The 25,279-nt window shown below is 69.4% G+C and carries 29 protein-coding genes; 14 read left to right on the top strand and 15 right to left on the bottom strand.

Features of this window, described 5'->3' with window-relative positions:
• Positions 1–155 precede the first annotated feature (155 nt).
• Both AB4070_RS17790 and AB4070_RS17785 read left to right on the top strand, forming a co-directional pair.
• Positions 156–803 (top strand): TetR/AcrR family transcriptional regulator, encoded by a 648-nt coding sequence (locus tag AB4070_RS17790; protein ID WP_441981273.1) that lies wholly within the window; start codon positions 156–158, stop codon positions 801–803.
• Positions 804–964: 161 nt separating this feature from the next.
• On the top strand, positions 965–2,179 hold the full coding sequence (locus tag AB4070_RS17785; protein ID WP_441981272.1) for an amidohydrolase: 1,215 nt from the start codon (positions 965–967) through the stop codon (positions 2,177–2,179).
• Between the two features lie 265 nt (positions 2,180–2,444).
• Here AB4070_RS17785 and AB4070_RS17780 read toward each other — a convergent pair whose 3' ends face one another.
• The 8 genes from AB4070_RS17780 to AB4070_RS17745 all read right to left on the bottom strand — a co-directional run bounded on the left by AB4070_RS17780 (position 2,445) and on the right by AB4070_RS17745 (position 8,286).
• A complete protein-coding gene (locus AB4070_RS17780) occupies positions 2,445–2,714 on the bottom strand; it encodes a ribbon-helix-helix domain-containing protein (RefSeq protein ID WP_441981271.1) in 270 nt (89 codons plus the stop codon).
• A 70-nt stretch (positions 2,715–2,784) separates the two neighbouring features.
• On the bottom strand, positions 2,785–3,363 hold the full coding sequence (locus AB4070_RS17775; RefSeq protein ID WP_441981270.1) for a hypothetical protein: 579 nt from the start codon (positions 3,361–3,363) through the stop codon (positions 2,785–2,787).
• Between the two features lie 4 nt (positions 3,364–3,367).
• Positions 3,368–4,036 (bottom strand): uridine kinase, encoded by a 669-nt coding sequence (locus AB4070_RS17770; RefSeq protein ID WP_441981269.1) that lies wholly within the window; start codon positions 4,034–4,036, stop codon positions 3,368–3,370.
• Positions 4,037–4,044: 8 nt separating this feature from the next.
• Positions 4,045–5,130: a GTP 3',8-cyclase MoaA gene (gene moaA / locus AB4070_RS17765; protein WP_441981268.1), complete on the bottom strand. Its 1,086-nt coding sequence runs from the start codon at positions 5,128–5,130 to the stop codon at positions 4,045–4,047.
• A gap of 121 nt (positions 5,131–5,251) precedes the next feature.
• Positions 5,252–6,328 carry an ABC transporter ATP-binding protein gene (locus AB4070_RS17760; RefSeq protein ID WP_441981267.1) on the bottom strand — a complete coding sequence of 359 codons (1,077 nt, stop codon included), beginning with the start codon at positions 6,326–6,328 and terminating at the stop codon, positions 5,252–5,254.
• Positions 6,325–7,113, bottom strand: coding sequence for a molybdate ABC transporter permease subunit (gene modB, locus AB4070_RS17755; protein WP_441981266.1), 789 nt, complete (start codon positions 7,111–7,113; stop codon positions 6,325–6,327). The genes AB4070_RS17760 and modB overlap by 4 nt, the downstream gene beginning before the upstream one ends.
• Positions 7,110–7,892: a molybdate ABC transporter substrate-binding protein gene (gene modA / locus AB4070_RS17750; RefSeq protein WP_441981265.1), complete on the bottom strand. Its 783-nt coding sequence runs from the start codon at positions 7,890–7,892 to the stop codon at positions 7,110–7,112. Before modA ends, modB begins: the two co-directional genes overlap by 4 nt.
• 1 nt (position 7,893) lies before the next feature.
• The gene (locus AB4070_RS17745) at positions 7,894–8,286 is read right to left on the bottom strand and encodes a TOBE domain-containing protein (protein ID WP_441981264.1); all 393 of its coding nucleotides are present in this window, start codon (positions 8,284–8,286) and stop codon (positions 7,894–7,896) included.
• 120 nt (positions 8,287–8,406) lie between these two features.
• Here AB4070_RS17745 and AB4070_RS17740 point away from each other — a divergent pair, with 120 nt between their 5' ends.
• The 6 genes from AB4070_RS17740 (at position 8,407) to AB4070_RS17715 (ending at position 13,267) form a co-directional block, all read left to right on the top strand.
• On the top strand, positions 8,407–9,774 hold the full coding sequence (locus AB4070_RS17740; RefSeq protein WP_441981263.1) for a D-alanyl-D-alanine carboxypeptidase family protein: 1,368 nt from the start codon (positions 8,407–8,409) through the stop codon (positions 9,772–9,774).
• A gap of 299 nt (positions 9,775–10,073) precedes the next feature.
• The gene (locus tag AB4070_RS17735; RefSeq protein ID WP_441981262.1) at positions 10,074–10,442 is read left to right on the top strand and encodes an antitoxin HicB; all 369 of its coding nucleotides are present in this window, start codon (positions 10,074–10,076) and stop codon (positions 10,440–10,442) included.
• A 35-nt stretch (positions 10,443–10,477) separates the two neighbouring features.
• The gene (locus tag AB4070_RS17730; RefSeq protein WP_441981261.1) at positions 10,478–11,296 is read left to right on the top strand and encodes a HesA/MoeB/ThiF family protein; all 819 of its coding nucleotides are present in this window, start codon (positions 10,478–10,480) and stop codon (positions 11,294–11,296) included.
• Complete coding sequence (locus AB4070_RS17725; RefSeq protein ID WP_441981260.1) at positions 11,293–12,528, top strand: molybdopterin molybdotransferase MoeA; 1,236 nt, start codon at positions 11,293–11,295, stop codon at positions 12,526–12,528. Before AB4070_RS17730 ends, AB4070_RS17725 begins: the two co-directional genes overlap by 4 nt.
• On the top strand, positions 12,525–13,037 hold the full coding sequence (moaC, locus tag AB4070_RS17720; protein WP_441981259.1) for a cyclic pyranopterin monophosphate synthase MoaC: 513 nt from the start codon (positions 12,525–12,527) through the stop codon (positions 13,035–13,037). The genes AB4070_RS17725 and moaC overlap by 4 nt, the downstream gene beginning before the upstream one ends.
• Entirely contained in the window at positions 13,034–13,267 is a 234-nt protein-coding gene (locus tag AB4070_RS17715; protein ID WP_441981258.1) for a MoaD/ThiS family protein, read from the top strand. The genes moaC and AB4070_RS17715 overlap by 4 nt, the downstream gene beginning before the upstream one ends.
• 134 nt (positions 13,268–13,401) lie before the next feature.
• On the opposite strand, the gene AB4070_RS17710 is transcribed toward AB4070_RS17715, so the two are convergent.
• The 5 genes from AB4070_RS17710 to AB4070_RS17690 all read right to left on the bottom strand — a co-directional run bounded on the left by AB4070_RS17710 (position 13,402) and on the right by AB4070_RS17690 (position 17,284).
• Positions 13,402–13,836 carry a molybdenum cofactor biosynthesis protein MoaE gene (locus AB4070_RS17710; RefSeq protein ID WP_441981257.1) on the bottom strand — a complete coding sequence of 145 codons (435 nt, stop codon included), beginning with the start codon at positions 13,834–13,836 and terminating at the stop codon, positions 13,402–13,404.
• Positions 13,833–14,321, bottom strand: coding sequence for a MogA/MoaB family molybdenum cofactor biosynthesis protein (locus AB4070_RS17705; protein WP_441981256.1), 489 nt, complete (start codon positions 14,319–14,321; stop codon positions 13,833–13,835). Before AB4070_RS17705 ends, AB4070_RS17710 begins: the two co-directional genes overlap by 4 nt.
• Positions 14,322–14,362: 41 nt before the next feature.
• On the bottom strand, positions 14,363–16,069 hold the full coding sequence (locus tag AB4070_RS17700) for a molybdopterin-dependent oxidoreductase (protein WP_441981255.1): 1,707 nt from the start codon (positions 16,067–16,069) through the stop codon (positions 14,363–14,365).
• 95 nt (positions 16,070–16,164) lie between these two features.
• Positions 16,165–16,488: a hypothetical protein gene (locus tag AB4070_RS17695; protein WP_441981254.1), complete on the bottom strand. Its 324-nt coding sequence runs from the start codon at positions 16,486–16,488 to the stop codon at positions 16,165–16,167.
• A 61-nt stretch (positions 16,489–16,549) separates the two neighbouring features.
• Positions 16,550–17,284, bottom strand: a complete 735-nt coding sequence (locus AB4070_RS17690; protein WP_441981253.1) for a GTP pyrophosphokinase — start codon at positions 17,282–17,284, stop codon at positions 16,550–16,552.
• Between the two features lie 107 nt (positions 17,285–17,391).
• Between AB4070_RS17690 and AB4070_RS17685 the strand changes: the two genes are divergently transcribed.
• Complete coding sequence (locus AB4070_RS17685) at positions 17,392–17,754, top strand: nuclear transport factor 2 family protein (protein WP_441981252.1); 363 nt, start codon at positions 17,392–17,394, stop codon at positions 17,752–17,754.
• Positions 17,755–17,777: 23 nt separating this feature from the next.
• Here AB4070_RS17685 and AB4070_RS17680 read toward each other — a convergent pair whose 3' ends face one another.
• Positions 17,778–18,869, bottom strand: coding sequence for a VanZ family protein (locus AB4070_RS17680; protein ID WP_441981251.1), 1,092 nt, complete (start codon positions 18,867–18,869; stop codon positions 17,778–17,780).
• 84 nt (positions 18,870–18,953) lie between these two features.
• Here AB4070_RS17680 and AB4070_RS17675 point away from each other — a divergent pair, with 84 nt between their 5' ends.
• Positions 18,954–21,074: an APC family permease gene (locus AB4070_RS17675; RefSeq protein ID WP_441981250.1), complete on the top strand. Its 2,121-nt coding sequence runs from the start codon at positions 18,954–18,956 to the stop codon at positions 21,072–21,074.
• Positions 21,075–21,105: 31 nt separating this feature from the next.
• Positions 21,106–21,234: a hypothetical protein gene (locus AB4070_RS17670; RefSeq protein WP_441981249.1), complete on the top strand. Its 129-nt coding sequence runs from the start codon at positions 21,106–21,108 to the stop codon at positions 21,232–21,234.
• A gap of 6 nt (positions 21,235–21,240) precedes the next feature.
• Here the strand turns inward: AB4070_RS17670 and AB4070_RS17665 are convergent, their stop codons facing one another.
• Entirely contained in the window at positions 21,241–22,647 is a 1,407-nt protein-coding gene (locus AB4070_RS17665; RefSeq protein ID WP_441981248.1) for an aminotransferase-like domain-containing protein, read from the bottom strand.
• Here AB4070_RS17665 and AB4070_RS17660 point away from each other — a divergent pair.
• The 3 genes from AB4070_RS17660 to AB4070_RS17650 all read left to right on the top strand — a co-directional run bounded on the left by AB4070_RS17660 (position 22,646) and on the right by AB4070_RS17650 (position 25,273).
• Positions 22,646–23,602 carry a DMT family transporter gene (locus AB4070_RS17660; RefSeq protein ID WP_441981247.1) on the top strand — a complete coding sequence of 319 codons (957 nt, stop codon included), beginning with the start codon at positions 22,646–22,648 and terminating at the stop codon, positions 23,600–23,602. The two genes, AB4070_RS17665 and AB4070_RS17660, sit on opposite strands and share 2 nt — an antisense overlap.
• Positions 23,602–24,210: an FMN-binding negative transcriptional regulator gene (locus AB4070_RS17655; RefSeq protein WP_441981246.1), complete on the top strand. Its 609-nt coding sequence runs from the start codon at positions 23,602–23,604 to the stop codon at positions 24,208–24,210. The genes AB4070_RS17660 and AB4070_RS17655 overlap by 1 nt, the downstream gene beginning before the upstream one ends.
• A gap of 118 nt (positions 24,211–24,328) precedes the next feature.
• On the top strand, positions 24,329–25,273 hold the full coding sequence (locus AB4070_RS17650; protein ID WP_441981245.1) for an alpha/beta fold hydrolase: 945 nt from the start codon (positions 24,329–24,331) through the stop codon (positions 25,271–25,273).
• Positions 25,274–25,279 lie beyond the last annotated feature (6 nt).

Below are 25,279 nucleotides of genomic sequence, written 5' to 3'. Positions count from 1 at the left end.
CTTCTCCTAGGCACGGGTCTTTGTGCTGTGTCGCCGGCGAACGGGGGTCCGCCGGCCGTCGTGATTTGCTTACTGTCGAGAAAGTAAGCTCCCGTGAGGTTACCGAGTAGTAAGTTTGACCGCAAGCACAGTCCGACGATGAAGAGGAGGCCGCGGTGGCAGACAGCGACCAGGCAGTGCGCGTGCGCCCGGCGACGCTCGAGAAACGCGAGCAGATCCTCAAGGCCGCGATCGAGATCTTCGGCAACAAGGGCTCGACCAACGGGACCCTGGCGGACGTCGCCGAGCAGGTCGGCATCACGCATGCCGGCGTGCTCCACCACTTCGGTTCGAAGCAGAAGCTCCTGCTCGAGGTGCTCGCCTACCGCGACAGGGACGATGTCGCCGGCCTCGCCCAGAAGCACATCCCCGGGGGACCGGAGCTGTTCCTGCACCTGGTGCGCACCGCCTTCACCAACGAGAAGCGGCCGGGCATCGTGCAGGCCTACACGGTGCTCTCAGCGGAGTCCGTCACCGACGAGCATCCTTCGCGCCCGTTCTTCGAGGAGAGGTACACGACGCTGCGCCGCGAGGTCACGGCCGCGTTCCACGAGCTGTGCGCCCAGGAGGGTGTGCGCGACCCCGACTCGATCGCCGCCGCCTCCGCCGCGATCCTCGCCGTGATGGACGGGCTGCAGTTGCAGTGGCTCCTGCACCCCGGGGCGATCGACCTGGGCGCGACCAGCGAGTTCTCGATCCGGGCGATCGTGAACGCCGTGCTGCACCCCGGCCCAGACCTCACGACCTACGCACCCCCCACCTAATCCCCCCTCCCCTCTCCTCCTCCCCGCGGCGCCGAAACCCATGCGCCGCGCCGAGACCCATGCGCCGCGCCGAGACCCATCGAGCCAGGCGCTTGTGGCCGTGGGTCTGGGCGATGCCCGTGGGTCTCGGCAACGCAAGGACGCCCGGCTAGGCTCGGGCCATGACGATCGACCTCGAAGCGCTCTACATCGACCTGCACCAGCATCCCGAGCTCTCGTTCCAGGAGACGCGCACCGCGGGCATCGCCGCCCAGCACCTCTTCGACCTCGGCCTCGAGGTCGAAGAGGGAGTCGGCGTCACCGGCGTCGTCGGAGTGCTCCGCAACGGCGAAGGGCCGGTGGTGTGGGTGCGGGCCGACATGGACGCGCTCCCCGTCGAGGAGCAGACCGGCCTGTCGTACGCCAGCACCGCGAAGGGCGTCGACCCCGCGGGGACGACCGTTCCCGTCATGCACGCCTGCGGCCACGACATGCACGTCACCGCCATGATCGGCGCGGTCGAGAAGCTCGTCGCCGAGCGGTCCGACTGGTCGGGAACCCTCGTCGTGCTGATCCAGCCTGCCGAGGAGTACGGCGCCGGGGCACGCGCGATGCTCGATGACGGGATCCTCGACCGCTACCCGAAGCCCGATGTCGTGCTCGGCCAGCACGTGACCCCGCTCCCCGCGGGCGTGATCGGCGTGCGCAGCGGGACGCAGATGGCCGCCTCCGACGGACTCACCGTCACCCTGCACGGCCGCGGCGGCCACGGCTCGCGCCCGCACGCGACGATCGATCCCGTCGTGATGGCCGCGGCCACCGTGATGCGCCTGCAGACCATCACGTCGCGGGAGATCGACCCGCAGGGGGTCGCGGTCGTGACCGTGGGATCGATCCACGCGGGCCTCAAGAACAACATCATCCCGGCCGAGGCGAAGCTCGAGCTCAGCCTGCGCTACCCGGACGAGGAGACGCGCGACAAGGTGCTCGCGAGCGTCGAGCGCATCGTGCGGGCCGAGGCCACCGCCTCCGGGGCCGAGCGCGAGCCCGAGATCCGCACCGACCACACGCTGCCCGCCACCATCAACGACGAAGAGGCCACCGCCCGCGTCTCCGCAGCCCTGCAGCGCGCCCTGGGCGAGGCAGCCGTCATCGACCCGGGCATGTTCACCGGCAGCGAGGACGTGTCATGGTTTGCCCGCGATGCCGGAGCACCCCTCGTGTTCTGGTTCTGGGGCGGTATCGACCCCGCCCGGTTCGCCGAGGCCGTCGCCGCAGGACGCTTGGGAGAGGACATCCCGACGAATCACTCGCCGTTCTTCGCGCCGGAGATCCACCCGACCATCGAGGTCGGCGTCACCGCGCTGTTGGCCGCGGCCCGGGAGTTCCTCGCCTAGGGGCCGTCGGGGATCGACTTAGAGCTCGTCGAGGTACTGAGCACGGGCTTTCATCGCGTGGATGATCAGCTCGTATCCGTCGTCATAGATCAGGGAGACGAGCTCAAGCAAGCGGCCTGCAGGATCGGTCCCGATCATGAGCCACCTACGCGGGTCCTCGTCGTCATCTAGAGGCCGTGAGTGCAGGACGTGCGCTGCGGCGTAGCGCACGTCAGCATCGTCGAGTTGGTCCCGTCGGTAGTGCTTGCGAGCTGACCCGTGAAGTTCAGGCAACGTGCGCCCATTCGCGCACGGCGGCGCGAATCGCGTCAGAGCGCGTGGCGATGCCCTCAGCCTCAGCACGCGCCGTCAGGGCAGCAATGGTGGATGCGTCGAGCCTCACCGGGATCACCACCCCTGGCCCATCACCTACGGTCGGACGACCACGACGCGGCTTGGGGAGTTTCGACACGTCGTAACCTGCCTCAGCCTCATCTGCCCACGCCTGGATCTGCTCGTCGGCCACAGGCCTGCCATTCAACAGGTGCTCACTCATGCTATTAGCGTATACGAAAATCCTGGATTTGTGTATACGAAAAGAACTTACTGCTTTCTAGATGCGCGACTCATGCCGTCGCAGCATGATCCCGCAGGAAGATGTGCAGGCCAGGGGCCTTTCGGCCGGACGGCGTCTCCCTGAGTAGGTGACGTCGCAGGAGTGCCGCGATCGCCGCCGGAATCGGATCGATCGCGTGGTTCTTCTTGGTGTCTTGAGAGCCGAACCCGGCCAGGAGCGTCACAGACCTGCCGTCGATGTCCCTCACCTCGACGCGGGCGTAGTCGGTGTCGAGGCGGATCAGTACTCGAGAGATCGACGTCCAGGGGAACGATCGCTCCGACCCGGCTCCGACGATTCGCATCCCCTCGTCATCCCACTCGATGACGTAGCGCTTCCTCCGCCAGGCGAAGATCCACAGCAGGGCGAGCACGATGACGATCCCCAGGCCGCCGGCGACCAGGACGACACCGGATCGGCCGAACATGACATCGGTCTCCAGCGAGATCGCGATCAACGCCGCCGCGGCGCCGGCTCCTCCCACCACGACGCAGCCGACGATGATCACGACGAGCTGGATCATGGAGACCCGTGTCGCCCGGATCGTCAGCCGGTATCCGTCGGTCCCCGGCCGGATCGTTTCCCACATACGTTCACTCCCGATTCCGACGCAACGTAGGCCGGTCGAGGACCGTGTTGTCCCAGACCCACGTGGGCCGCTCCTGTGGCCGGGCTTCCGCGAGGTACAGGCGCTGGCCGCCGACGTACCTCCGGTTGGACGGAGCCTCCGGATCAGGATCGTGATTCCCCGGGAATCGAGCGTTGCCGCGGGGGACACTGACCTCGAACGGCGCATGGACCCAGACCGTGGCATCCCACACGCCGTCGAGTTCCGGGCGCTGGAGGAAGATGCCGTCGACGAGGACGACCCCCGTCGGAGGAACGGCGATCGGTACCGGGGCGACGGGTTCGTCCCGACCGACGTCCCAGACGCCCGGGGTGACCGAGCCACTCACGCGCAGAGAGTCGACGACACACGCGGAGAAGGCGTCGTATCGGTAGGAGCTGGAGTAGAAGCCCTCCGGCCCCGCACCCGACGCGACACGGTCGGCTTTCGGGCGGTGGAATCCATCGATGCTGACGCAGACGACCGGCCGGCCTGCGCTCTGTCCGGCCTGCTCCGAGAGTTCGCGGGAGAGGTGCGTTTTCCCCGCACCATCGAAGCCGTCGAGGGCCACCAAGATCCGATCGTCCGGACGAAGGCTCTCGATCTCGTCCCAGAGCTGCGTCAGCACAGCCGAGCGTGCGTCAGTCGTGCGCACAGCCCCGCTCAGCCGCCGATCGCGTTCATACCGCGCGCGGGCTGCAGGAACGAAGGGTCGTCGATCGCGTGCCCGGGCAGCTTGCCGTGCACGCACGAACGCAGCAGCGCGGCGATCTCGTCTGCACGCTCCCCCGGCGCGGAGGCCGATTCCCCGCGCAGCAGCCCGGTCAGGTCGTACTCGGCGAGCGAGAACAGGCAGTTGCGCAGCTGTCCGTCGGCGGTCAGCCGCAGACGATCGCAGGCGCCACAGAACGGAGCGGTGACCGAGGCGATCACGCCGACCTCGTGCGGCCCGCCGTCGATCCGCCACTTCTCGGCGGGAGCGCCACCGCGACCCTCGACCGGGTCGAGCTGCCAGCGCTCCCCCAGCGACGCGAGGATCTCTTCGCGCGTGACCATCGAGGCGCGGTCCCAGGTGTGCCCGGCGTCCAGCGGCATCTGCTCGATGAATCGAAGCTGAGCGCCGACGCCCATCGCGAACTCCACGAGATCGACCAGCTCGTCGTCGTTCACGCCGCGCATCGCGACCGCGTTCAGCTTGAGGGGACGTAGAGACGAAGCCGCAGCCGCCTCGATACCCGCGAACACGTCGTCGAGGCGGTCGCGGCGGGTGAGGTCGGCGAAGCGCTGGCGGTCGACCGTGTCGATGCTGATGTTGAGGCGCGTGAGCCCGGCATCGATCAGAGCCGGGAGCTTCTGGGCGAGGCTGATGCCGTTGGTGGTCATCGCCACCTCGACAGGGCCCTCCTCCCCCTCGATGCGCGCGATGCGCCGCACGACGTCGACGATGTCGGTGCGCAGCAGCGGTTCGCCGCCGGTGAGGCGGAAGGTGCGGATGCCGAGTGCTGCGGCGACCTCCGCCACCTCGACGATCTCGTCGGTGGAGAGGATGCTCGTGCGAGCGAGCCACTCGTTGCCCTGCTCAGGCATGCAGTACGTGCAGCGCAGCGAACAGCGATCGGTGAGGGAGATGCGCAGATCGCGATGCACACGGCCATGCGTGTCGACGAGACCTCCCGAGAGGCCGGCGGCATGAGATGCGGGCTCGGTGCGCGGCGCGCGCATGCCGATAACCACCGGCACGGCCGTCACGGTGCTCCCCCGTTCCCCGTCATGTTCCGAGACTAACCCCCGGAGCACCGCGCGGGGTCGGCTCGGCGGCGACGACCGGCACATTGCCAGCGTTCCGTCCACGACCGTCCGGGGCGACGGCTCAGCGCAGGGGGACGAACCGCACATGCTCGGGCTCGATCCGCAGCTGGACGGTATCGCCGACGAGCAGTCCGGCGGCATCGGAAAGAGAGAGGTCGACGACGCACGACCCGGTCTGCAGCCGGACGCCGGTGACCGTGGGTTCGAGCCGGTCGACCTCGGCGATCCATCCACCGCCGTCCGAGTCTTCGACCAACCGCACGTGCTCGGGGCGGAACACGGCGACCAGCGGCGTTCCATCGTCCTCGGCGAGCGCGCGCGAAGCGGGATCCGCGCTGGTCAGCCGCACCTCACCGCCCCGCCACGTGCCCCCACTCGCGACGCCGACCACGCGGTTGACGCCTGCGAGCGATGCGACGAAGCCCGACGCGGGTGCCGACAGCACGTCGCGGACCGGTCCGCTCTGCGTGACCCGCCCCGACTCGATGACCAGGAGACGCTCGGCCAACGCGACCGCATCGGCGGCATCGTGGGTGACCGCGATCGTGGTGATCCCGGCGAGCTGGTCGCGCAGCATCTGTCGGATCTCGCCCGCCGTCACCGGATCGAGCGCCACCAGCGGTTCGTCGAGCAGCACCGCGCGCGGAGAAGCGGCGAGCGCCCGGGCGACGGCGACGCGCTGCCCTTCGCCACCCGAGAGCTCACGCGGCAGCCGGTCCCCGGACCCGGCGAGCCCGACGCGTGCGAGCCACTCATCGGCAGAGTCTCGCGCCGCACGGGCATCCCTCCCGGCAGCACGAGGCCCGAAGGCGACGTTCTCCCGGACGGACAGGTGCGGGAACAGACGCGCATCCTGGCCGAGCAGCACCACGCCGCGGTTCATCGGCGGCGTCCGCACCCGTGGTGAAGCGACGCGGTCGACGATACGGCCATCGACCTCGATCTCTCCGGCGGTCAACGGTTCGAGGCCCGCGAGAGCCTGCAGCAGCGTCGATTTGCCCGCACCACTGGGGCCCATGATGGCCATGGTCTCCCCCACCGCGACCTGCAGTGCGACGTCGACGGCGAAGTGCTCGCGATCGACAACGATGTGTGCGCGCAGCCCCGACGACTCGGCCCGGCCCTCCGCGCCCGTCATCGCGCGGCCCCCGGTCGCCAGCCGCGCACGAGCAGCAGCACGACGATGGCGGTCGCGAGCAGCAGCAGGGCGAGCGCGACCGCCGTGCCCTGCGAGACTCCCGCGCCGTTGAACGCGGTGTAGATCGCGAGCGGCATCGTCTGAGTGACTCCCGGGCGGTTGCCCGCGAACAGCGCCGTCGCGCCGAACTCGCCGATCGCCCGCGCGAAGCACAGCACGACGCCTGCCACGATCCCCGGCGCCGCGAGCGGCAGGGTGATGCGGCGCAGGATCGTCCACCGCCCGGCCCCGAGCGCTGCAGCCGTGCGCTCGTGGTCCACTCCCGACGTGCGCACGGCGCCCTCGACGGCCAGGACCAGGAAGGGCAGCGCGACGAAGGTCTGCGCCAGCACAACGGCCGGCGTGCTGAAGGAGAGGCCGAGCCCGCCGAGCCACCCCGCACGTCCGAACAGATACAGCAGCGCGACGCCGCCCACCATCGGCGGCAGCACCAGCGGCACCGTGACGACAGCGCGGAGCACCGCGGCGAGCCGGGGCCCGGAACGGGCGATGTACAGCGCGAGCGGAACGCCCACGACGATGCAGAGCAGTGTGGCGACGAGGCCGGTGCCGAGCGAGAGGAGGAGAGCTGAGAGTGCTGTCTGAGACGTCACATCGGCCAGGAACGTCGACCACTGCACCCGAGCGACAAGAGCGATCAGCGGCAGGATCAGGAAGGCCAGACCGATCGCGGCGGGGATGGCGAGCGCCCGCGGAGCGTACCCTCGACCCCCTGCTGCGCTCATGGGGCTCCGAAGCCGAAGTCCGCCAGGATCTTCTGTCCGGCGTCCGACAGCACGAACGCCACGAACGCATCGGCCGCCTCGGCGTTCGGTGCGTCCGAGAGCGCGGCGATCGGGTACCTGTTGACGACCTCGTCCGCACCATCGGGCACGACTGCCTCGACATCGGAACGCCCGATCACGTCGGTGGCGTACACGAGTCCGGCATCGGCCTCGGATGCGGCGACCTTCGTGAGCACCGCCGTCACGTTCTGCTCGAGGCTGGACGCATCGACCGTCACATCCGCGGCGGCGAGCAGCTTCGCGGAAGCGGCACCGCACGGCACCTCCGGTGCGCACAGCACGGTGGTCACGTCGGCCAGATCGGCGAGCGTCTCGACTCCGCCCGGGTTCCCGGAAGGTACCGCGATGACGAGGGTGTTGGAGGCGAACAGCGTGGGATCGACGGCGACATCGGCGGCCTTGTCCATGTTCGCCTCGTCGGCTGAGGCGAACACATCGGCTGGTGCGCCTTCGAGGATCTGCGTGACCAGCGTGGACGAGCCGTCGTACACCGGGCTGAACCGCACCTCCGGATTCTCGGCGACGAACGCCTCGCCGATGGCGTCGAAGGCGCCGCTGAGCGATGCCGCGGCGTAGACCGTGAGGTCTCCGTTCAGGCTGCTCTGCTCGGTGGTGGCCGATGGCGACGGCGTGCTCCCTGCCGTACTCGCACAGCCGCCCAGGGCGAACACGGCGGCGGCGAGGACGAGGACGGTGGAGCGGCGGAGCGTGCGGTTCATGTCAGTCTTTCGGGACCTCGACGACGACCTGCGTCGCCTTGACGGATGCGGTGGCGAGTGAGCCCACCTCGAGCTGCAGGTCACGGGCGGCCTCAGCGGACATGAGCGAAACGACGCGATGCGGCCCGGACTGGATGTCGACCTGCGCCATCAGCCCGTCGATCTGCACGCGCGTCACGATGCCGAGGAAGCGATTGCGGGCGCTGGAGAGCACATCACCGGCGTCCTTCGCCTCCTCCGCGAGCGCCACGGCTCGTGCCGCGACCGCATCACCGGGGATCTCGGCCGGCACCGCGTCGGTGACCGGCAGCAGCCCCTGCTCGATCCAGCGGCGGACGGTGTCGTCGCTGACCCCGAGCAGTTGCGCGGCTCGAGCGATCCGATAGGTCTGCATGACAGGAATCTACCGCACGCGCGGAGAAATCCGGTTGATAGTTCCGATTCTGCGAAACTCCGTCGTGTCCCCCGAATGGCCGATACCGCGCGGCCGGGTTCTCCGCCATGATGGCTCTCGATGACGGCGCCGAATCAACCACAGGACGGGCTGTCCGACTTCGCGGAGCTGATGGCCCGCGAACAGGAGTTCTCCACCCCTGATCTGATCCCCCCGGAGGTACGCAGACGACGACGGCGCCGAGGCCTCATCGCCACCGCCATCGTCGTCGTGCTGGTGCTTGCCGCAGCGGGCGGCTACGTCGGGTGGGCGCTCACCGCTCCCGTGAGCCCGCCGGCGGTGTCGACACAGATGCCGCAGGTCCCGGCAGCCGCTCCGGCATCGATCACCACACCCCCGGCAGACGCCTCGGCGCTCAGCGTCGCGGGTGCGGACACCTATCTCGGCGAAACGGCGAACGGCGTCTGGTCGTCGAGCGGGACGGGCGAGCCCCTGCCCATCGCAAGCATCACCAAGCTCATCACCGCCCTGGTCATCCTCGACGCCTCCCCGCTCGCCTCCGCCGACGACCCGGGTCCCACCATCACCTTCAGCAAGGCCGATCACGACCTCTACGACCGGTACTACGTGCTGGGGGCGACGATCGCCCCCATGCCCACCGGCACCTCGATGTCGCTGCGCGACGCCCTGTCCGCCATGCTCATCCCCTCGGCCAGCAACTACGCCGACGCACTGTCCTCCCGGATCTTCGGATCGCAGACCGCGTTCCTCGGCGCCGCGCGAAACTGGCTCGCCGCCCACGGACTGACCGGCACGACGATCACCGAGCCCACGGGCATCAGCCCCCGCAACACGAGCACGCCCACCGATCTCCTCACGATCGGCAAGCTCGCCGCGGCCAACCCTGTCATCGCGCAGATCGTGGCGACTCCATCGATCACGCTTCCCGGAGCCGGCCTGCTCCACAACACCAACGGCCTCCTCGGGACGACGGGGATCACGGGATTGAAGACGGGCACGTTGGGCGAGGGCACGTACAGCCTGCTCTACACGGCGAGTCTCTCCGTCGGCACGGCCGACCCGCTCGCGGTGACCGGCGTCGTACTCGGAGGAGCGTCGCGCGAGTCGGTCAACGCCGGTGTGCTCTCCGTGCTCGACAGCATCCGCGCCGGATTCCACCAGGTGCCGGTCGCGTCGGCCGGGCAGGAGGTCGGCACGATCACGACACCCTGGGGAGACACCGCCCAGCTGCTCATCGACGACGACGTGACCATCTTCACCTGGTCGGATACGCCGATCGTCGTGACCATGGACATCAAGACCCCGCCGACCTATCGCGACGGCACGGAGGTGGGAACCGTCACCTGGACCGCCGGCCCGAACACCGTCACCGCTGCGGTCACCCTCTCGGGCAGCATCGACCAGCCGACGGAGTGGTGGCGGCTGACGCATCCCTCCGAGCTCGGCGCGATGACGGATACGGGCTGAAGACACTCTGCACCTGCGGCCATAAACCTCGGTTCTCCACCATCGCCATGATGGCGTCTAGGGGGACTCAACGTTGACTGTCTAGGGGGCATAAATTATGCTCATGGTCAAGCCGATGAGATATGCCGCCCGCACCGCTCTGCTCCGGGCCGCCGGTTTCGTCTCGCGACAGGGAAAGGGCGATCAGGAGGTGTGGACGAAGGCTCACCACAGGGTCTCGATCACTCGGACTCGAGATATCTCCCCGGACTCGTCCGCAAGGCGCTGAAGACGATCGAAGCATCGACAGAGGATTGATCATGGACATCACCGCCACTGCTCGCAAGTGGGAACACGGCTGGGAGCTCTGGCTCGACGGAGAAGCCGCCACACAGACCTCCACGCTCGATAAGGCCGAGCAGCAGATCCGGGATTACCTCGACACCGAAGAACCCGGCGTCGACCACAGCGCGTGGAACATCACCGTGGTTCCCGACATCGGCCCTCTCGGTGATGAGGTCGCCGCGGCTCGTCTCGCGACGGAAAACGCGATCGCAGCCTCCGCCGCAGCCGCGTCGGAGTCGCGTCGCGTGGTGCGGCATCTTCGGGAAGCAGGGTTCTCCGTCACCGATTCGGCGGCGATCCTCGGCGTCTCACGCGGGCGAGTGTCCCAGCTCGTCAGCAGCTGAAGACACAGTCGGCGGACCGGGCATACGCTGAACACATGCAGCCCCTCGTCGCCCCATCTGCCGCGCTGGCGCCGGAAGAGCTCGTCCGCACCGCGCGGCATGCGGTCCTCGCCGGCATCGGCGAAGAAGGCCAGCGCCGCCTGAACGCGGCTCGTGTCACCGTCGTCGGTGCGGGCGGGCTCGGTTCCCCCGTGCTGCTCGCCCTCGCCGCCGCGGGAGTCGGCACGCTCACCGTGATCGACGACGACGTGGTGGAGCTCACCAACCTGCAGCGCCAGCTCGCCCACCGGGTGGAGGACATCGGCATCGCGAAGGTCACATCCGCCGCGCGTGCGATCACCGACCTCGCCCCGCATACCCTCGTGAACGCGGTCTCCGAACGCCTCGACAGCGCCAACGCCGAGCAGCTCCTCGCGGGCGCAGATCTCGTGGTGGACACGAGCGACTCGTTCGCGACCCGCCGGGATGTGGCCGCGGCGGCCGAGGCGCTCGGGCTCCCGCTCGTGTGGGGTGCCGTACAGGAGTGGCACGCGCAGGTCACGGTCTTCTGGTCTGCGCCGCCGGAGGGAGAACCGGTGGTGCTCGCGGACCTCTTCCCGCTGGGCACCGAGGGCGAGCCACCCAGCTGCGCCCAGGTCGGGGTGCTCGGGGCACTGTGCGTGCAGGTGGGCGGGATGCTGGCCGGCGAGGTGATCAAGCTCGTCACCGGCGCCGGTGAACCGCTGCTCGGGAGGCTCGCGATGATCGATGCGCTGACCTCCCGCCAGCACGAGATCACGATCCGCCCGGCATCCACGGTCACCTCCACGGTCACGACAACCTCCCCGGTCACGATGACGGGAGCACGCGCATGACCGGCCGCCGCACGGTCGAGGAGCAGCTCTCCCGCGTGCTCGACGCGGTTCGAATCGTCGAGCAGGCCACGGTCCCGGTGGCGGATGCCGCGGGTCGCACGCTCGCAGCACCTGCGGCCGCCGCCCACGACATACCCCTGTTCGACAACTCCGCGATGGACGGGTTCGCGGTGCGCGGTGCGGACGTCGCATCGGCCTCCGAGCAGAACCCGGTGACGCTGCGCGTGGTCGCCGACCTCCCCGCCGGCGTCGCCCTCGACCCAGCACTCGGCCCTGGCGAAGCCGCCCGCATCATGACCGGTTCTCCCCTGCCCACCGACGCCGACGTGATCGTGCCCTTCGAGGACACGACCGGTGGCCTCGCCGACTCCCTCGGGGAGGTGACGGTGCTGCGTGCCCCCGCCAGGCCCGGCGTGTTCGTGCGCCGACGCGGCGCCGACCTGCACGCAGGCGACGATGTCGTGCACGCGGGGGAACGCCTCGGCGCCTATCAGCTCGCCGCCGCGGTCGCCGCCGGTGTCGATGCGGTCTCGGTCACCCGTGCGCCTCGCGTGGTCGTGGTGTCGACCGGAAGCGAACTGCTCGGACCGGGAGACGCACCGGCGCGCGGGCGCATCCCGGACTCGAACGGCCCTCTGCTCGAGCAGCTGGTCGCCGACACCGACGCCGACGTCGTGCTGGTCGCCCGCGTTCCTGACGAGCCCGAGGCCGTCGGAGCCGTCACCGCCGAAGCCGTGAGCCTCGGCGCGGACGCGATCGTCTTCACCGGCGGGGTGAGTGCAGGCGCCTACGAGCCCGTGCGCGGGGCTTTCGACGGCGGCGGACAGGTCGAGTTCAGTGCGGTCGCCATGCAGCCGGGCAAGCCCCAGGCCTTCGGAGTGCTCGAGAGCGGGTGCCTGGTGTTCGGCCTGCCGGGAAACCCCGTCAGCGTCGCCGTGTCGTTCGAGGTGTTCGTGCGACCCGCGCTGCTCGCGATGCAGGGACGGAGCGACATCCACCGCCCGCGTGCGCCGTTCACCGCGGATGCATCGTGGACGCCTCCCCCTGGCCGCCGCCAGTATCTTCCCGCCGTCGTCGACCTCGCCGCGCGCACCGTGCGTCCGGCGACCGCCGGCGGGTCGGGGTCCCACCTCGCCGGAGGCCTCGCTCGCGCGCACGCGTTCGCGATCGTGCCGGCCGAGGTCGAGACGGTCGCCGTCGGCGACGTGATCGATGTCATGCTGGTCGGATGAGTTTCCCTCACCTCGACGCGGCCGGTCGCGCGCACATGGTCGACGTGACCGCGAAGCAGCCGACGGTCCGCACCGCAACCGCCCGCGGCTTCGTGCGCTGCAGCACTGATGTGATCGCCGCTCTGCGCGACGGGACGATGCCGAAGGGCGACGTGCTCGCCGTGGCGCGCATCGCGGGCATCCAGGCGGCCAAGTCCACCCCTGCGCTGCTGCCGCTGGCACACGTGATCGGGGTGCACCGGGCGAGCGTCGACCTCGAGATCGTCGACGACGGCGTGCGCATCGAGGCCACGGTGGGCACCGCCGATCGCACCGGGGTGGAGATGGAGGCGCTCACCGCCGTGTCGGTCACCGCTCTCGCCGTGGTCGACATGATCAAGGGCATGGACCGCTCCGTGGTGATCGAGGATGTGCGGATCGTGGCGAAGTCGGGTGGACGTTCCGGCGACTGGGTGCGTCCCGGCGAAGCAGACCCCGGACAGACCCACGCCGACGGAGACGCCCGATGACTCGGGTGCGCTACTTCGCCGCGGCCGCGGAGGCTGCCGGTGTCGACTCCGAGGAGCGCGCCGAGACGACACTCGTCGCGTTGCGCGCCGCCGTGGTCGCCGAGCATCCGGCGCTGACCGACATCCTTCCGCGCTGCGCCGTCATGGTCGATGGTGTGCGCAGCGACGACGACCTCGCCCTCGACGACGCCGAGCTCATCGACGTTCTCCCGCCCTTCGCCGGCGGCTGACCGCACACCTGCCGCATCCGCTGGTCACATGCATGACCGGGGAACACATGCATGATCTATGGTCGGCGTCTCCTCGTGCAGACGGCAAAAGCTCATGCAGGTGGCACGTCGCGGGGCGGCGGTGCCGGAGCTGGTCAGCCGCCGATGCCCTTCCACGACGACGTCCCGTCGACCTCGAGCTGACGCTTCCACACGGGGAGGTCGCTCTTGATCGCCTCGATGACCGCCCGGCACACCTCGAAGGCCTCGGCGCGGTGTTCGGAGGCGACCGCGATCACCACAGCCGCATCGCCCACATCGAGCCGCCCGATACGATGACTCACCGCCACCACGGCAGGGGCATCCGATCCGGCCCCCGCTTCGGCGGCGATCCTTCGCAGCGCGGCTTCGGCGTCGGGATGGGCGCTGTACTCCAACCCGACCACGGGTGTCTCGGCATCCGGGTCGTTGTCGCGCACCCGACCGACGAAGGTGGTCACCGCGCCGAGTCGAGGGTCTTCGACCGCGGCGAGATGCGTGTCGAGGTCGAGGCGCTCCTCCGTCACCGCAGCGATTCGTACGTCGTTCATGAGTGGTCTCCGCCCTCCACCTGGTCCAGGATGTGCCCGGCGACGCCGAGCACCACGGGTACGCCGGAGGCCACGGCTCGCGTGGATCCGGGAAGGTTCACCACGAGCATGCCCGCGGGGTCGACGATGCCTGCGAGCCCACGAGAGAGAACCGAGAGCGGGGTGTCGGCGAGTCCGCTGCGACGCAGCTCCTCGGCGATCCCCGGGATCTCCCTGGTGATCACGCGCCGAGTGCCCTCCGGCGTCAGGTCGCGCGGCCCGACACCGGTCCCGCCGGTGGTCACGACCAGGCGGATGCCGCGGGCGACGGCTCTGCGCAGGGCATCCGCCACCGAATCGACCCCGTCCGCCACGATCTCGGCGTCGGGGCAGTGCCATCCCGCGTCACGCAGCATCCCCACGGCGATCGGGCCTCCCCGATCCTCACGCTCTCCCGAGAAGGATCGGTCGGAGACCGTGATCACGAGTGCGGGGAGCGGGCCCATGGCTCCCACCCTAGGCCCGCGAGGTCGGCTGTGCACCGGCCTCAGTTGACCCGGATGAGCGAACGCTGCCACCCCGAAGAGCCGTTCGGAGCGATCGGGGCGCGTTCCTCGATCTGCAGATCGCCGTTCTTGTTGACCGCGCGCACGGCGACGTAGTGCGTTCCGGGGGTGGCATCCCACTCCATGAACCACTGCACCCACGTGTCGTCGTTGATCGGAGCCGACAGCGTCGCCGGCATCCAGTCACCGTTGTCGATGCTGACCTCGACGCGTTCGATCCCGACCGACTGAGCCCAGGCGACACCGGCGATCGGGATCTTCCCCGCCGCGACCGCCTCACCGATCTTGGGGGTGTCGACGCGCGAGGCGAACTTGATCGGGGCCTCGGCACTGTACCCGCGGGGCGTCCAATACGCCTCGTCCTTGGCGAAGGTCGTGACCTTCAGCTCGGTGAGCCACTTGGTCGCCGACACGTAGCCGTAGAGCCCCGGCACCACCATCCGCACCGGGAAGCCGTGCTCGAGGGGCAGTGGCTCTCCGTTCATGCCGACCGCCAGGATCGCATCGAGGTCGGGATCGGTGAGTGCCGAGAGCGGGGTGCTCGCGGTATAGCCGTCGACGCTGCGCGAGAGCACCATGTCGGCACCGGACTTCACGCCGGCCTTCTTCAGCACATCGCGCAACGGCACACCGAGCCACTTCGCATTGCCGACGAGCTCGCCACCGACCTCGTTCGACACACAGGTGAGCGTGATCGCATACTCGTCGAGCCCCATGTCGAGGAGGTCCTGGAAGCTCATCTCCACCCGCTGATCGACCATGCCGTCGATCACGAGCCGCCAGGTGTCGGGGTCGATGGAGGGGACGGTGAGCGCGGTGTCGACGCGGTAGAAGTCCTTGTTCGGGGTGAAGAGCTTGCTGAGGCCGGGAATGTCGAGCTCGGCACCCTGCGGCACCGTGACCGTGGTCTTCGGGGCGGGGAGCTTGAGCGCGCTGCGGATCGCCTCGACCGACGACACGGCCATGCTCACCGTCCGTGCCGTGATCCCCACGACCAGTGCAGATGCTCCGGCGAGCGCGGCGAGGACGAAGAATCGGCGTCGGTCGATGCCGGGCCGAGCGGGCTCGACATCCGCCGGCCCGACACCGCCGTCCTCCGGCTCGGCGATTACCGCGCCGGAGTCATGGGCACCGGCGCCTTGCGCCCCGGCGGTGCCGGCGCCTTGCGCCCCGGCGGTGCTGCCGGCTTCCGCCCCGGCGGTTCGGCCGGCTTCCGCGACGGCGGTGCGGGCGTCCCTCCACCCGCGCAGACGGCGGCTGAGGAGCACGAGGATGATCGACCCGGCGACGGTTCCGAGTACCGGAGGCAGGAAGGCCAGGGGCGACACGGCCGCCCTGGTCACGATGGCGGCGGTGGAGAGAACACCGGCGACGACGAGAGCGATCACGCCGAGCGGCGGGCGCACGAACTGCAGGATGCCGGCGATCGCCGAGGCGATGAGCACAGCGAGCCCGAGCCCAGCCAGCAGCGCGATCTTGTCGTACTCGCCGAAGGTGGCGATCGCGAACTCCTTGAACGGCTGCGGCACGATGTCGATCACGAACCCGCCGACGGCGAGGATCGGGCTGGCCGCACGCGCGAAGAGAAGAGCGAACAGCTCGGCCGTCGCGAGGAAGACCCCTCCGCCGATCACCCCGGCGAGGGCCGCCCAGACGAGGAACCTCTTGCCACTGCGGCGCTGCGCCATGATCGTCTCCTGTTCCACCGTCTCCGATGTGCTCCCCGCTTGTTCGGAGCGACGGCGAGATCGGATGTGACCGATCAGGAGTCGGTGCCCGCGGGTCAGAGGCGGCGCACGGTGATGGCCTCGCGTCCCTGGAACTGTCGCAGCGTGCGCATGCACCTCGAGCACAGGATCTCGACGCGACGCGGGTGACCCTCGCCACACACGCAGTCCACGGTGACGCGCCACTTGGCCTTGCGTCCGCACGGCTGGTAGCCGTCGTCGTCGCCGTGGTCGCACTCGCATCGCTGCGACCCACGGTCGATGCCGGGGAGGTCGTCGATGCCGGGCAGGTCGTCGACGTCGGGTCGCTCGTCGACGGCCCGATCACCGACGACGGCTCGATCAGCGACGACGGACACGGATTCCTGCGTTCTCACCACCTGCCGATGGTGCCAGGACCGCCCCGTGGGCGCAACAGCGTCGCGCACGGGCGCGCCCCGGTCAGACTCCGACGACGCGGGGGCTGGAGGGTGCGTCCGGGGTGGACCTCGGAGCCGGAGGAGGCGGGGGCGCGAGCTGGCGCTGCGGCACCCCGTGCGCCTCACGGTGCAGGCGCTCCATCCGGCTGTCGAGCTCCGACGCCGCCTCCGCTGCATCCGACAGACTGTCCACGAGGTGCGAGGGCACCTGGTTGGAGAACTTGTAATAGATCTTGTGCTCGAGGCTCGCCCAGAAGTCCATGGCTATCGTGCGGAACTGCACCTCGACCGGCACCGAGAGCGCACCGGTCGACAGGAAGACGGGCACCTCGATGATCGCGTGCAGACTCTTGTAGCCGTTGGCCTTGGGGTGGGCGATGTAGTCCTTGACCGTGCGCACGGTGACGTCGTCCTGTGCGGTGAGCAGGTCGAACAGACGGTACACGTCGGCGACGAAGCTGCAGGTCACGCGCACGCCGGCGATGTCTGTGATGTCGGCACGGATACGGTCGAAGTCGGGCTCGTCGATGCCCTTCCTCGCAAGCTTCTCGACGATGCTGTCCGGCGACTTCAGACGGCTCTTCACGTGCTCGATGGGGTTGTAGGCGTGGTCGTGCGTGAACTCGTCTCGCAGGATCGAGATCTTCGTCTCGACCTCGCGCATCCCGAACTCGTACTCGCGCAGGAACCGCTGCAGCTCGTCGCGCAGCTCGCGGGCCTGGTTGATCGTGTCCTCGGTGACGTGAACGGTCGTCATGTCACCGACGTTACGGCTTCGTGATCGGAAACCGCTGTGGATGCCCGATGTCCTCACGGTTCTCGAACGGGTTGACGCGGCCTCGACCACGGCCTAGAACGGAGCACATGACGACAGCAGGCGAGAACTGGACCAGGGCCTACATCGAGGCGTGGAGGTCGAACGATCCGGAACGGATAGGGGCGCTCTTCACCGACGATGCGCGCTACCTCACGAGCCCCGACTCGCAGCCTCGGACCGGGCGCGAGGCGATCGTGTCCGGATGGCTCGAAGACAGCGACGACCCGGGCACCTGGACCTTCGAGTGGGAGATCCTCCACGAGACCGGCGACTTCGTGGTCGTCCAGGGCCGCACCCGGTACCCGGCCGAGCGCGACTACCTCAACCTCTGGATCATCCGGCTCGCACCCGACGGGCGTGCGACCGAGTTCACCGAGTGGTACATGCCGCGCCCCCACGCAGAGGGCTGACCACCGGTCAGCAGGTTCCGCCGTCACGCATCGCGCGGAGGAGAGGAACCATCCACCACTCGCGCCGACGCCCTCGCGTCGGTGAGCTGCTGCCCGGACACGACTCCCGGCAGTCCTCGACCGAGACGGGTGGTGAACAGCATCACGACCGCGACGAGGATCAGGATCGAGCTGGCGAGGTCGAACAGGTTGCCGCCCAGGGCGAGCGCGCTCAGGCCGCCGATGCCCCCGGCCCAGCGCAGCAGGCGGGCGAGCGGGGCGGGCAGCCGCGAGCCCGCGTAGCGCAACTGCACGGCGAAGTCGCCGACCGAGCGTCCGGTCGCCAGGATCAGCACCAGGAACAGGCCGGCGGGGACGACGGCTCCTGCGGTGGAGGCGATCGACCCGTCGAGCACAGCCGCCCTGTCGCGCACGACATACTCCAGCCACACCTGCACGGTCACGCCGATGCCCGTGCTCAGGAATCCGTAGGCGAGGGCGTCGCACAGCATGGCGAGGGCACGACGACCGCGGGTCACCGGGCGCGGGAGGTCGGCGTCAGGGCTCGCCTTCGCGCCACGAAGCGTCCGCGGCACGACGAGCGCCAGCGTGCAGCCGACCACCGCGCCGAGGGTGTTCGTCATCAGGTCGCCGACGTCGAAGAAGCGGTAGGCGCACGGGTAGACACCCCACACACCGGTCAGCTGCGTCGTCTCGACCAGCAGCGACAGCCCGAACCCGGCGGCGAGCGCGGTCACCACGCCGCGCCCCGCGAGAACGCGGACGAAGAACCCGAGCGGCACGAAAAGCAGCACGTTGAACACAAGCTGCAGCAGAGCCGGCTGCCGCAGGGGATTCCCCGGCGCCGCGAAGGCCTTCTGCACATCGCGCACGACCGACATCGGATCGGTGATCGCGCCGACGCAGCGGATGGTGTCGGGGTCGGGCAACGGAAGCAGGGTGTACGTCCAGATCGCCCAGAAGTAGATCAGCGCCGCGAGCCACAGCACCGTGCGACCCAGACCGAGACGCCCCCGCCGACGGTAGCTGACCGCCACGAAGGGCACGAACAGGAGGATGCCGAAAGCCACCCCTATCGCGATCGCGATGAATCCGAGCAGCACCTGATCTTCCACCGCGTGCCAGTGTAGCTTTGCGCGTAAGGATTCCGTGAGGACCGCGCCATCCCACCGTAGGGATTCCGTGAGGATCGCGTGAGGATGTCATCGGGAGGCGTAGTGTCGCCGGACGTGTCAGACGAAAACAGGGAGGGCGCGGAGGCACCGCCACGCGCCAAACGCATCCTCATCGGCGAACCGCTGACGAGCCAGCAGGTCGACGACCAGCTGCTCCCTAAGCGGATGGCTCTGCCCATCTTCGCGTCCGACGCCCTCAGCTCGGTGGCATACGCCCCGCAGGAGCTCGTGATGATCCTGCTGATCGGCGGGCTCACCTTCCTGTCGTTCACGCCGCTCGTCGCGGGCGCCGTCGTGGTGCTGCTGGTCGTGGTCGTGCTCAGCTACCGCCAGCTCATCAAGGCCTACCCGTCGGGAGGCGGTGACTACGAGGTCGCGTCGAAGAATCTCGGCGAGATCCCCGGGGTGATCGTGGCCGCGGCCCTCCTGGTCGACTACGTGCTGACCGTCGCGGTGTCGGTCGCCTCCGGTGTCGACAACATCATCTCGGCGGTGCCGGGCCTCGACCCGTTCCGCGTCGAGCTCGCCGTCGGCTTCGTGATCCTCATCATCGTGGTGAACCTGCGCGGCGTGCGCGAGGCCTCTCTGGTCTTCGCGATCCCGACATACGTGTTCATCGGGTCGGTCGGCATCATGATCGTCACCGGCCTCATCCGCACCTTCCTCGGCGACGCACCTGTGGCCTCGAGTCACGATTTCAGCGTGCAGGCGGAGAGCCTCGGCCAGGCGGCCGTGATCCTGCTGATCCTGCGCGCGTTCTCGAGCGGATGCTCGGCCCTCACCGGTGTCGAGGCCGTCTCGAACGGGGTGCCCGCCTTCCGCGCACCGAAGATCCGCAACGCCCAGTCGACCCTCGTGCTGATGGGGAGCATCGCCGCGTGCCTGTTCGCCGGTCTCACCGCGCTCGCCCTGATCACGGGTGTGCACTACGCCGAGAACCCGTGCGACCTGGTCGGCTTCGACTGCACGAACCCGCAGCCGAGTCTCATGGCGCAGATCGCCGCCGCGACGTTCGGCGGAGGCAGCATCCCCTTCTTCATCATCCAGGCCGCCACCGCGTGCGTGCTCCTGCTCGCGGCGAACACCGCGTTCAACGGCTTCCCGCTGCTGGGGGCCGTGCTCGCGCGTGACGGCTACGCGCCCAAGTCGCTCAACACCCGCGGCGACCGCCTGGTGTTCTCGAACGGCATGATCCTGCTCGGCATCGGCGCCATCGTGGTGCTCCTGGTGTTTCAGGCGAAGCTGACCACGCTGATCCAGCTGTACATCATCGGAGTGTTCGTGTCGTTCTCGCTCGGCCAGATCGGCATGGTGCGGCACTGGCGACGAGTGCTGCGCGGGCCGACGGAGGAGAAGGCCGGCCCGGGGATCGACGGCGCCTCGGCCGCGGACCGCCGCTCGGCGAAGGTCGGGCTCATCATCAACTCGACCGGTGCCGTGATGACCGTGCTGGTGCTCGTCATCGTGACGATCACGAAGTTCACGCACGGCGCGTACCTGGTGTTCTTCGCCATCCCGATCCTCGCCTTCCTGATGCTGGGCGTGAAGCGGTACTACCGGGACGTCGAGCACGAGATCGCGATCGACGACACCACGAAGTTCGGCGCGACCGGCGACCTGGCGATCGTGCTCGTCAACCGTCTGCAGAAGCCCGTCGTGAAAGCCATCGACTACGCGATCGCAGCGAAGCACGGCAAGACCCTCGCGGTGCACGTGGCCGTGGCCTCCGACGACGCGGCGCAACTGCAGAAGGACTGGGCCGACCACCTGGTGCCGATCCCGCTCGTGATCGTCGAGTCGCCGTATCGCTCGTTCGCGCAGCCGGTGACGCAGTTCATCAAGCAGTACCGCGAGAAGCACGGCTCATCCGTCGTGACCGTGTACCTGCCGCAGTACATCGTGGGCCACTGGTGGGAGTCTTTCCTGCACAACCGCCGCGCCCGCCGCCTCGCCAACCAGCTCATGCTCGTGCACGGGGTGTCGATCACCCTCGTGCCGTGGCTGCTCGATTCGTCGGAGCTCATCTACGGTCGCCGCTCCCGTCCGCTGCCCGGTCAGGAGCGCGGGGGTCGCCCGGTGGTCGTCAGCGGTCGGCGTGCGCACCGTCCCGCCGGTCCGCCGCAGGACGGTGCGCCCGAAGCGTGAACTCTTCGGGGCGGATCGCGCAATACAGAGTATGAGCACTCTCGACGACGCGATCTTCCACCCGGCCCTCGACCCTGCCTCCGTTTCGCTGCCGCAGACGACCTCGGTGGATCTCGCCTGGCTCTGGGCCGACCTCGGCACGAAGCCGGAACAGCGCTGAACGCCCTCAGGCTCCGTCGAGCACGGCGCCCAGGATACCGGCGGCCTCCGCGAAGCGGGCAGGGTCGGCGTTGGCGTAGTTGAGGCGCACGTAGGAACCGGACGGTTCGGCGGGGAACCACTCCGGCCCCGGCGCGATGATGAGTCCGCGCACCTCGCACTCGCGCACGACCTGCACGACATCCGTCCCGTCTGGCAGCCGTACCCACAGGTTGAGGCCACCCGCCGGAACACCCTCGACGTGTGCAGAGGGCGCGTGCGTCGCCAGGCTCGAGATCAGCAGGTCGCGCCGCGCACGCAGGTGCTCCCGGAAACCGCGGAGGTGGGTGCGCCACGCGGGCTGGGTGACCACGTCGAGCGCGGCGGCCTGCAGCAGCCCGCTCACGTACATGGACTCGGCCGCCCGGTCGGCGAGGATACGGTCCCGTGCCGGCCCGCGCGCGATCACGGCGGCGACGCGCAGGGCGGGCGAGGCGCTCTTGGTGAGCGAGCGCAGGTAGACCACATGGCCGTCGTCGTCGGACGCGGCGATCGGACGCGGGTCGGCGTCGATCCCCAGGTCGTGCGCCCAGTCGTCTTCGATCAGGAAGGCTCCGTGGCGGCGGACCGACTCGAGCACGGCCTCGCTCGTCGTGATCGGCCACTGCGCCCCGGTCGGATTCGCGAACGTCGGCTGCGCGTAGAACGCCCGAGCCCCGGTCTGCGCGAACGCCCGCTCGATGTCGTCGGGATCGGGGCCGTGCGCGCCGGAGGGGATCGGCACCAGCGTCACACCGGCCTGTGCCGCGGCGAGCAGCGCTCCCCAGTACGTCGGCGACTCGATCAGCAGCGGCTGCCCGACGCCTACGACCGCACGGAAGATCGAGCTCAGGCCGCTCTGGCTGCCCGAGATCACGAGCGCGTCTCGAGCGGAGGCCGGGGTGATGCCGACGGGAGTCGCCGATGCGAGCTCCCCCGCGAACCACGCCTGCAGCTCCGGAAGACCCGCAGCGGGCGAACGGGTCAGGGCCGCGTCCGAGCGGGCCGCGCGCACGAGTGCCTGCCGCACGAGCCGCTCCGGCAACAAGTCGACCGCGGGATAGCCCGAGTGCATGCCGATCGCGTCGGGGGCGACGGTGCGCTGCGTCGATGACAGGCCGACGAGGCCCGCGGGCGCCGTGCCGAGGGCGGCCGTCTGCCAGCCGTAGTCGACCGAGCGGGCACGCGGCACGGCACGCACGAACGTGCCCGCACCTGGACGCGACTCGACCAGGCCGAGTCGGATGAGCCGCTGCATCGCCTTCTGCACGGTCACCGGGCTCGCGCCGTACTCGGCCGTGAGCGCCCGGTTCGACGGCACCCGTGCGCCCGGTGACGCGGAGGCGATCCACGCACGCACGCCGGCGACGATGCGGTCACTGCTATCCTGACTCATGAAAGTAGACAGTAGCGTTATCGCTTCGCGATCGACAGTGCTATCGACACGCGCGGGCGTGTGGTGGGGGTTCCTGGGAGTTCTCGCCTTCTCCTTCACCCTCCCGTTCACGCGCATCGCGATCGGCGGGCTCACACCGCTCTTCATCGGATCCGGCCGCGCGGTCATCGCCGCCCTCCTCGCGGGGATCGCCCTGGCCGCGACCCGCCAGCGGACACCGACCAGACGGCAATGGGCACGCCTCGCGATCGTCGCCGGCGGAGTGGTGGCCGGCTTCCCCCTGCTCACCTCGTTCGCGATGACCACGACCCCCGCTAGCCACGGCGCCGTCGTGATCGGCCTGCTTCCCGCCGCGACCGCGGTCGCCGTCGTGCTCCGCACCGGGGAACGCCCCGCCCGATCCTTCTGGGTGTTCGCGCTCCTCGGCGCCGTCGCCGCCGTCGTCTTCGCCGCGCTGCAGAACGGCGGGCTCGGCTCCCTCACCGGTGCCGACCTGCTGCTGTTCGGAGCCGTCGTCGCCGCGGCGATCGGATACGCGGAGGGAGGGCTGCTCGCCCGCGAGCTCGGCTCCTGGCAGACCATCTCGTGGGCGCTGATCGTCGCTGCTCCGCTGATGGCCGTGCTGACCGTGGGGGCGGCGGTCCAGCAGCCTCCCGCAGCGACACCCGTGCAGTGGCTGGCGTTCGCGTACCTCGCCGCGGTGAGCATGTTCCTCGGCTTCTTCGCCTGGTACCGCGGGCTCGCGATCGGTCCGATGGCGCAGGTGAGCCAGATCCAGCTCGTCCAGCCCGTGATGAGCATCGCCTGGGCTGCACTCCTGCTGCACGAACCGATCGGCTGGGCCACCGCGGTCGGCGGACTCGCCGTGATCGCGTGCGCCGCGCTCGCGGTGCGCACCCGGCTGGCCAGCCACCGGACAACCCGCCGGACGACGACCCGCACGAAGGAATCCTGATGCGTCACACACCCCGCTACCTGATGACCGACCCCGACGAGGTCAAACGCCTGATCCGCGGCAACCCCTGGGCGACGTTCGTCTCCCCGACGAGCACCGGACTCGTCGCCTCGCACTACCCCGCGCTGCTGGTCGAGGACGAAGGCGACATCGTGATCGCGAGCCATTTCGGCCGGCCGGACGAGCAGCTCCACGAGCTCGGAGAACATGAGGTGCTCGTGATCATCCAGGGACCGCACGGCTACGTATCGCCGAGCCTCTACGCGCCCGGCGACCTGGTGCCGACCTGGAACCACGTCACCGCGCACCTCTACGGCATCCCCGAGATCCTCAGCGAGGAGGAGAACTACGCCATGCTCACGCGGCTGACAAACCACTTCGAGGATCACCGGGAGCACGGCCGCCACCTGTCGGAAGACGAGGCGGGCACACGACGAGCGGCGAAGGGGACGGTCGGCCTGCGGATGCGCGTGACCCGCTTCGATGCCCGCGCGAAGCTCAGCCAGAACAAGTCGCCCGAGGTGCGGGAGCACATCACCGCGCAGTTCGCCGAGACCAATGCGGCCCTCGCGGCCGAGATGCGCCGCGTCGGCAAGGCTCCCCGCTGACCGGGTCGTGACACAAGTCACCGCAGCCGGTGACGGCGCGACACTTCCCGGCAGGACCGAGGTCGGATGGACTGGATCCCAGACGCGGAATCCGATCCGCCGATCGAGAAAGAGCACCATGCGCAAGCCCTGGAAAGTCGTCCTCACCACCCTCGGAGTCATCGTGGCGGTGCCCGTGCTCGCCATCGCGGCCACCGCGATCGGCAACGTGATCGCGACGAAGGTCGAGGCGTCCACCTTCACTCCCTACGGCGAGACCGTGACGGTCGACGGCAAGGCGATGAACGTCGTGGTCGCGGGCGAAGGAGACGAGACGATCGTGCTGCTGCCCGGCCTCGGCACGGCGGCTCCGGCACTCGACTTCCAGCCGCTGATCGCCGAGTTGCAGGACACCTACCGGGTCGTCGCGGTGGAGCCCTTCGGTACCGGACTCAGCGACCAGACCGACGAACCCCGCACCGCCGAGAACATCACCCGCGAGGTACACGAAGCGCTGCAGCAGCTCGGCGTCGACCGCTACACGCTGATGGGGCACTCGATCTCCGGCATCTACGCGCTCACCTACACCGCCGCGTACCGTGACGAGGTGACCGCCTTCATCGGCATCGACAGCAGTGTGCCCGACCAGCCGGGGTGGGACGACGAGATCCCCACCTCGACGATCGGCACGATGTCGGCCCTGGGCCTGACACGGCAGCTGAGCGGGCTCGCCGGCGACGCCTACGCGGGCCTTCCGTACGACGACGACACGAAGGACCGGATGCAGGTGCTCAGCAACCGGAATGCGGCCGCGCCCACCCTGCTCGACGAGATGGACCGCGCGCCCGCGAACTTCGCCTCGGTGAGTGGGACGACGTTCCCCGCAGACCTGCCCGTGCTGCTGTTCGTCGCGGAGGGCGACGGCGATGTGCCCGGCTGGCTCGAGCTGCACGACGCACAGGCGGCGACGGTGGATCGCGGCGAGGTCGTCCGCGTCGACGGCGGCCACTACCTGCACCACACGCAGTCGCCCGAGCTCGCCGCCCAGACGCGCACCTTCCTGGACGCCCTCGCGGCGGACTGATGCGGA

Origin of the sequence: Microbacterium sp. 2RAF4, assembly GCF_052115285.1 — a bacterium.
Lineage (GTDB): Bacteria > Actinomycetota > Actinomycetes > Actinomycetales > Microbacteriaceae > Microbacterium > Microbacterium oxydans.
The sequence above is the reverse complement of the archived record's forward strand: the minus strand, read 5'-3'. Positions and strand labels throughout refer to the sequence as shown.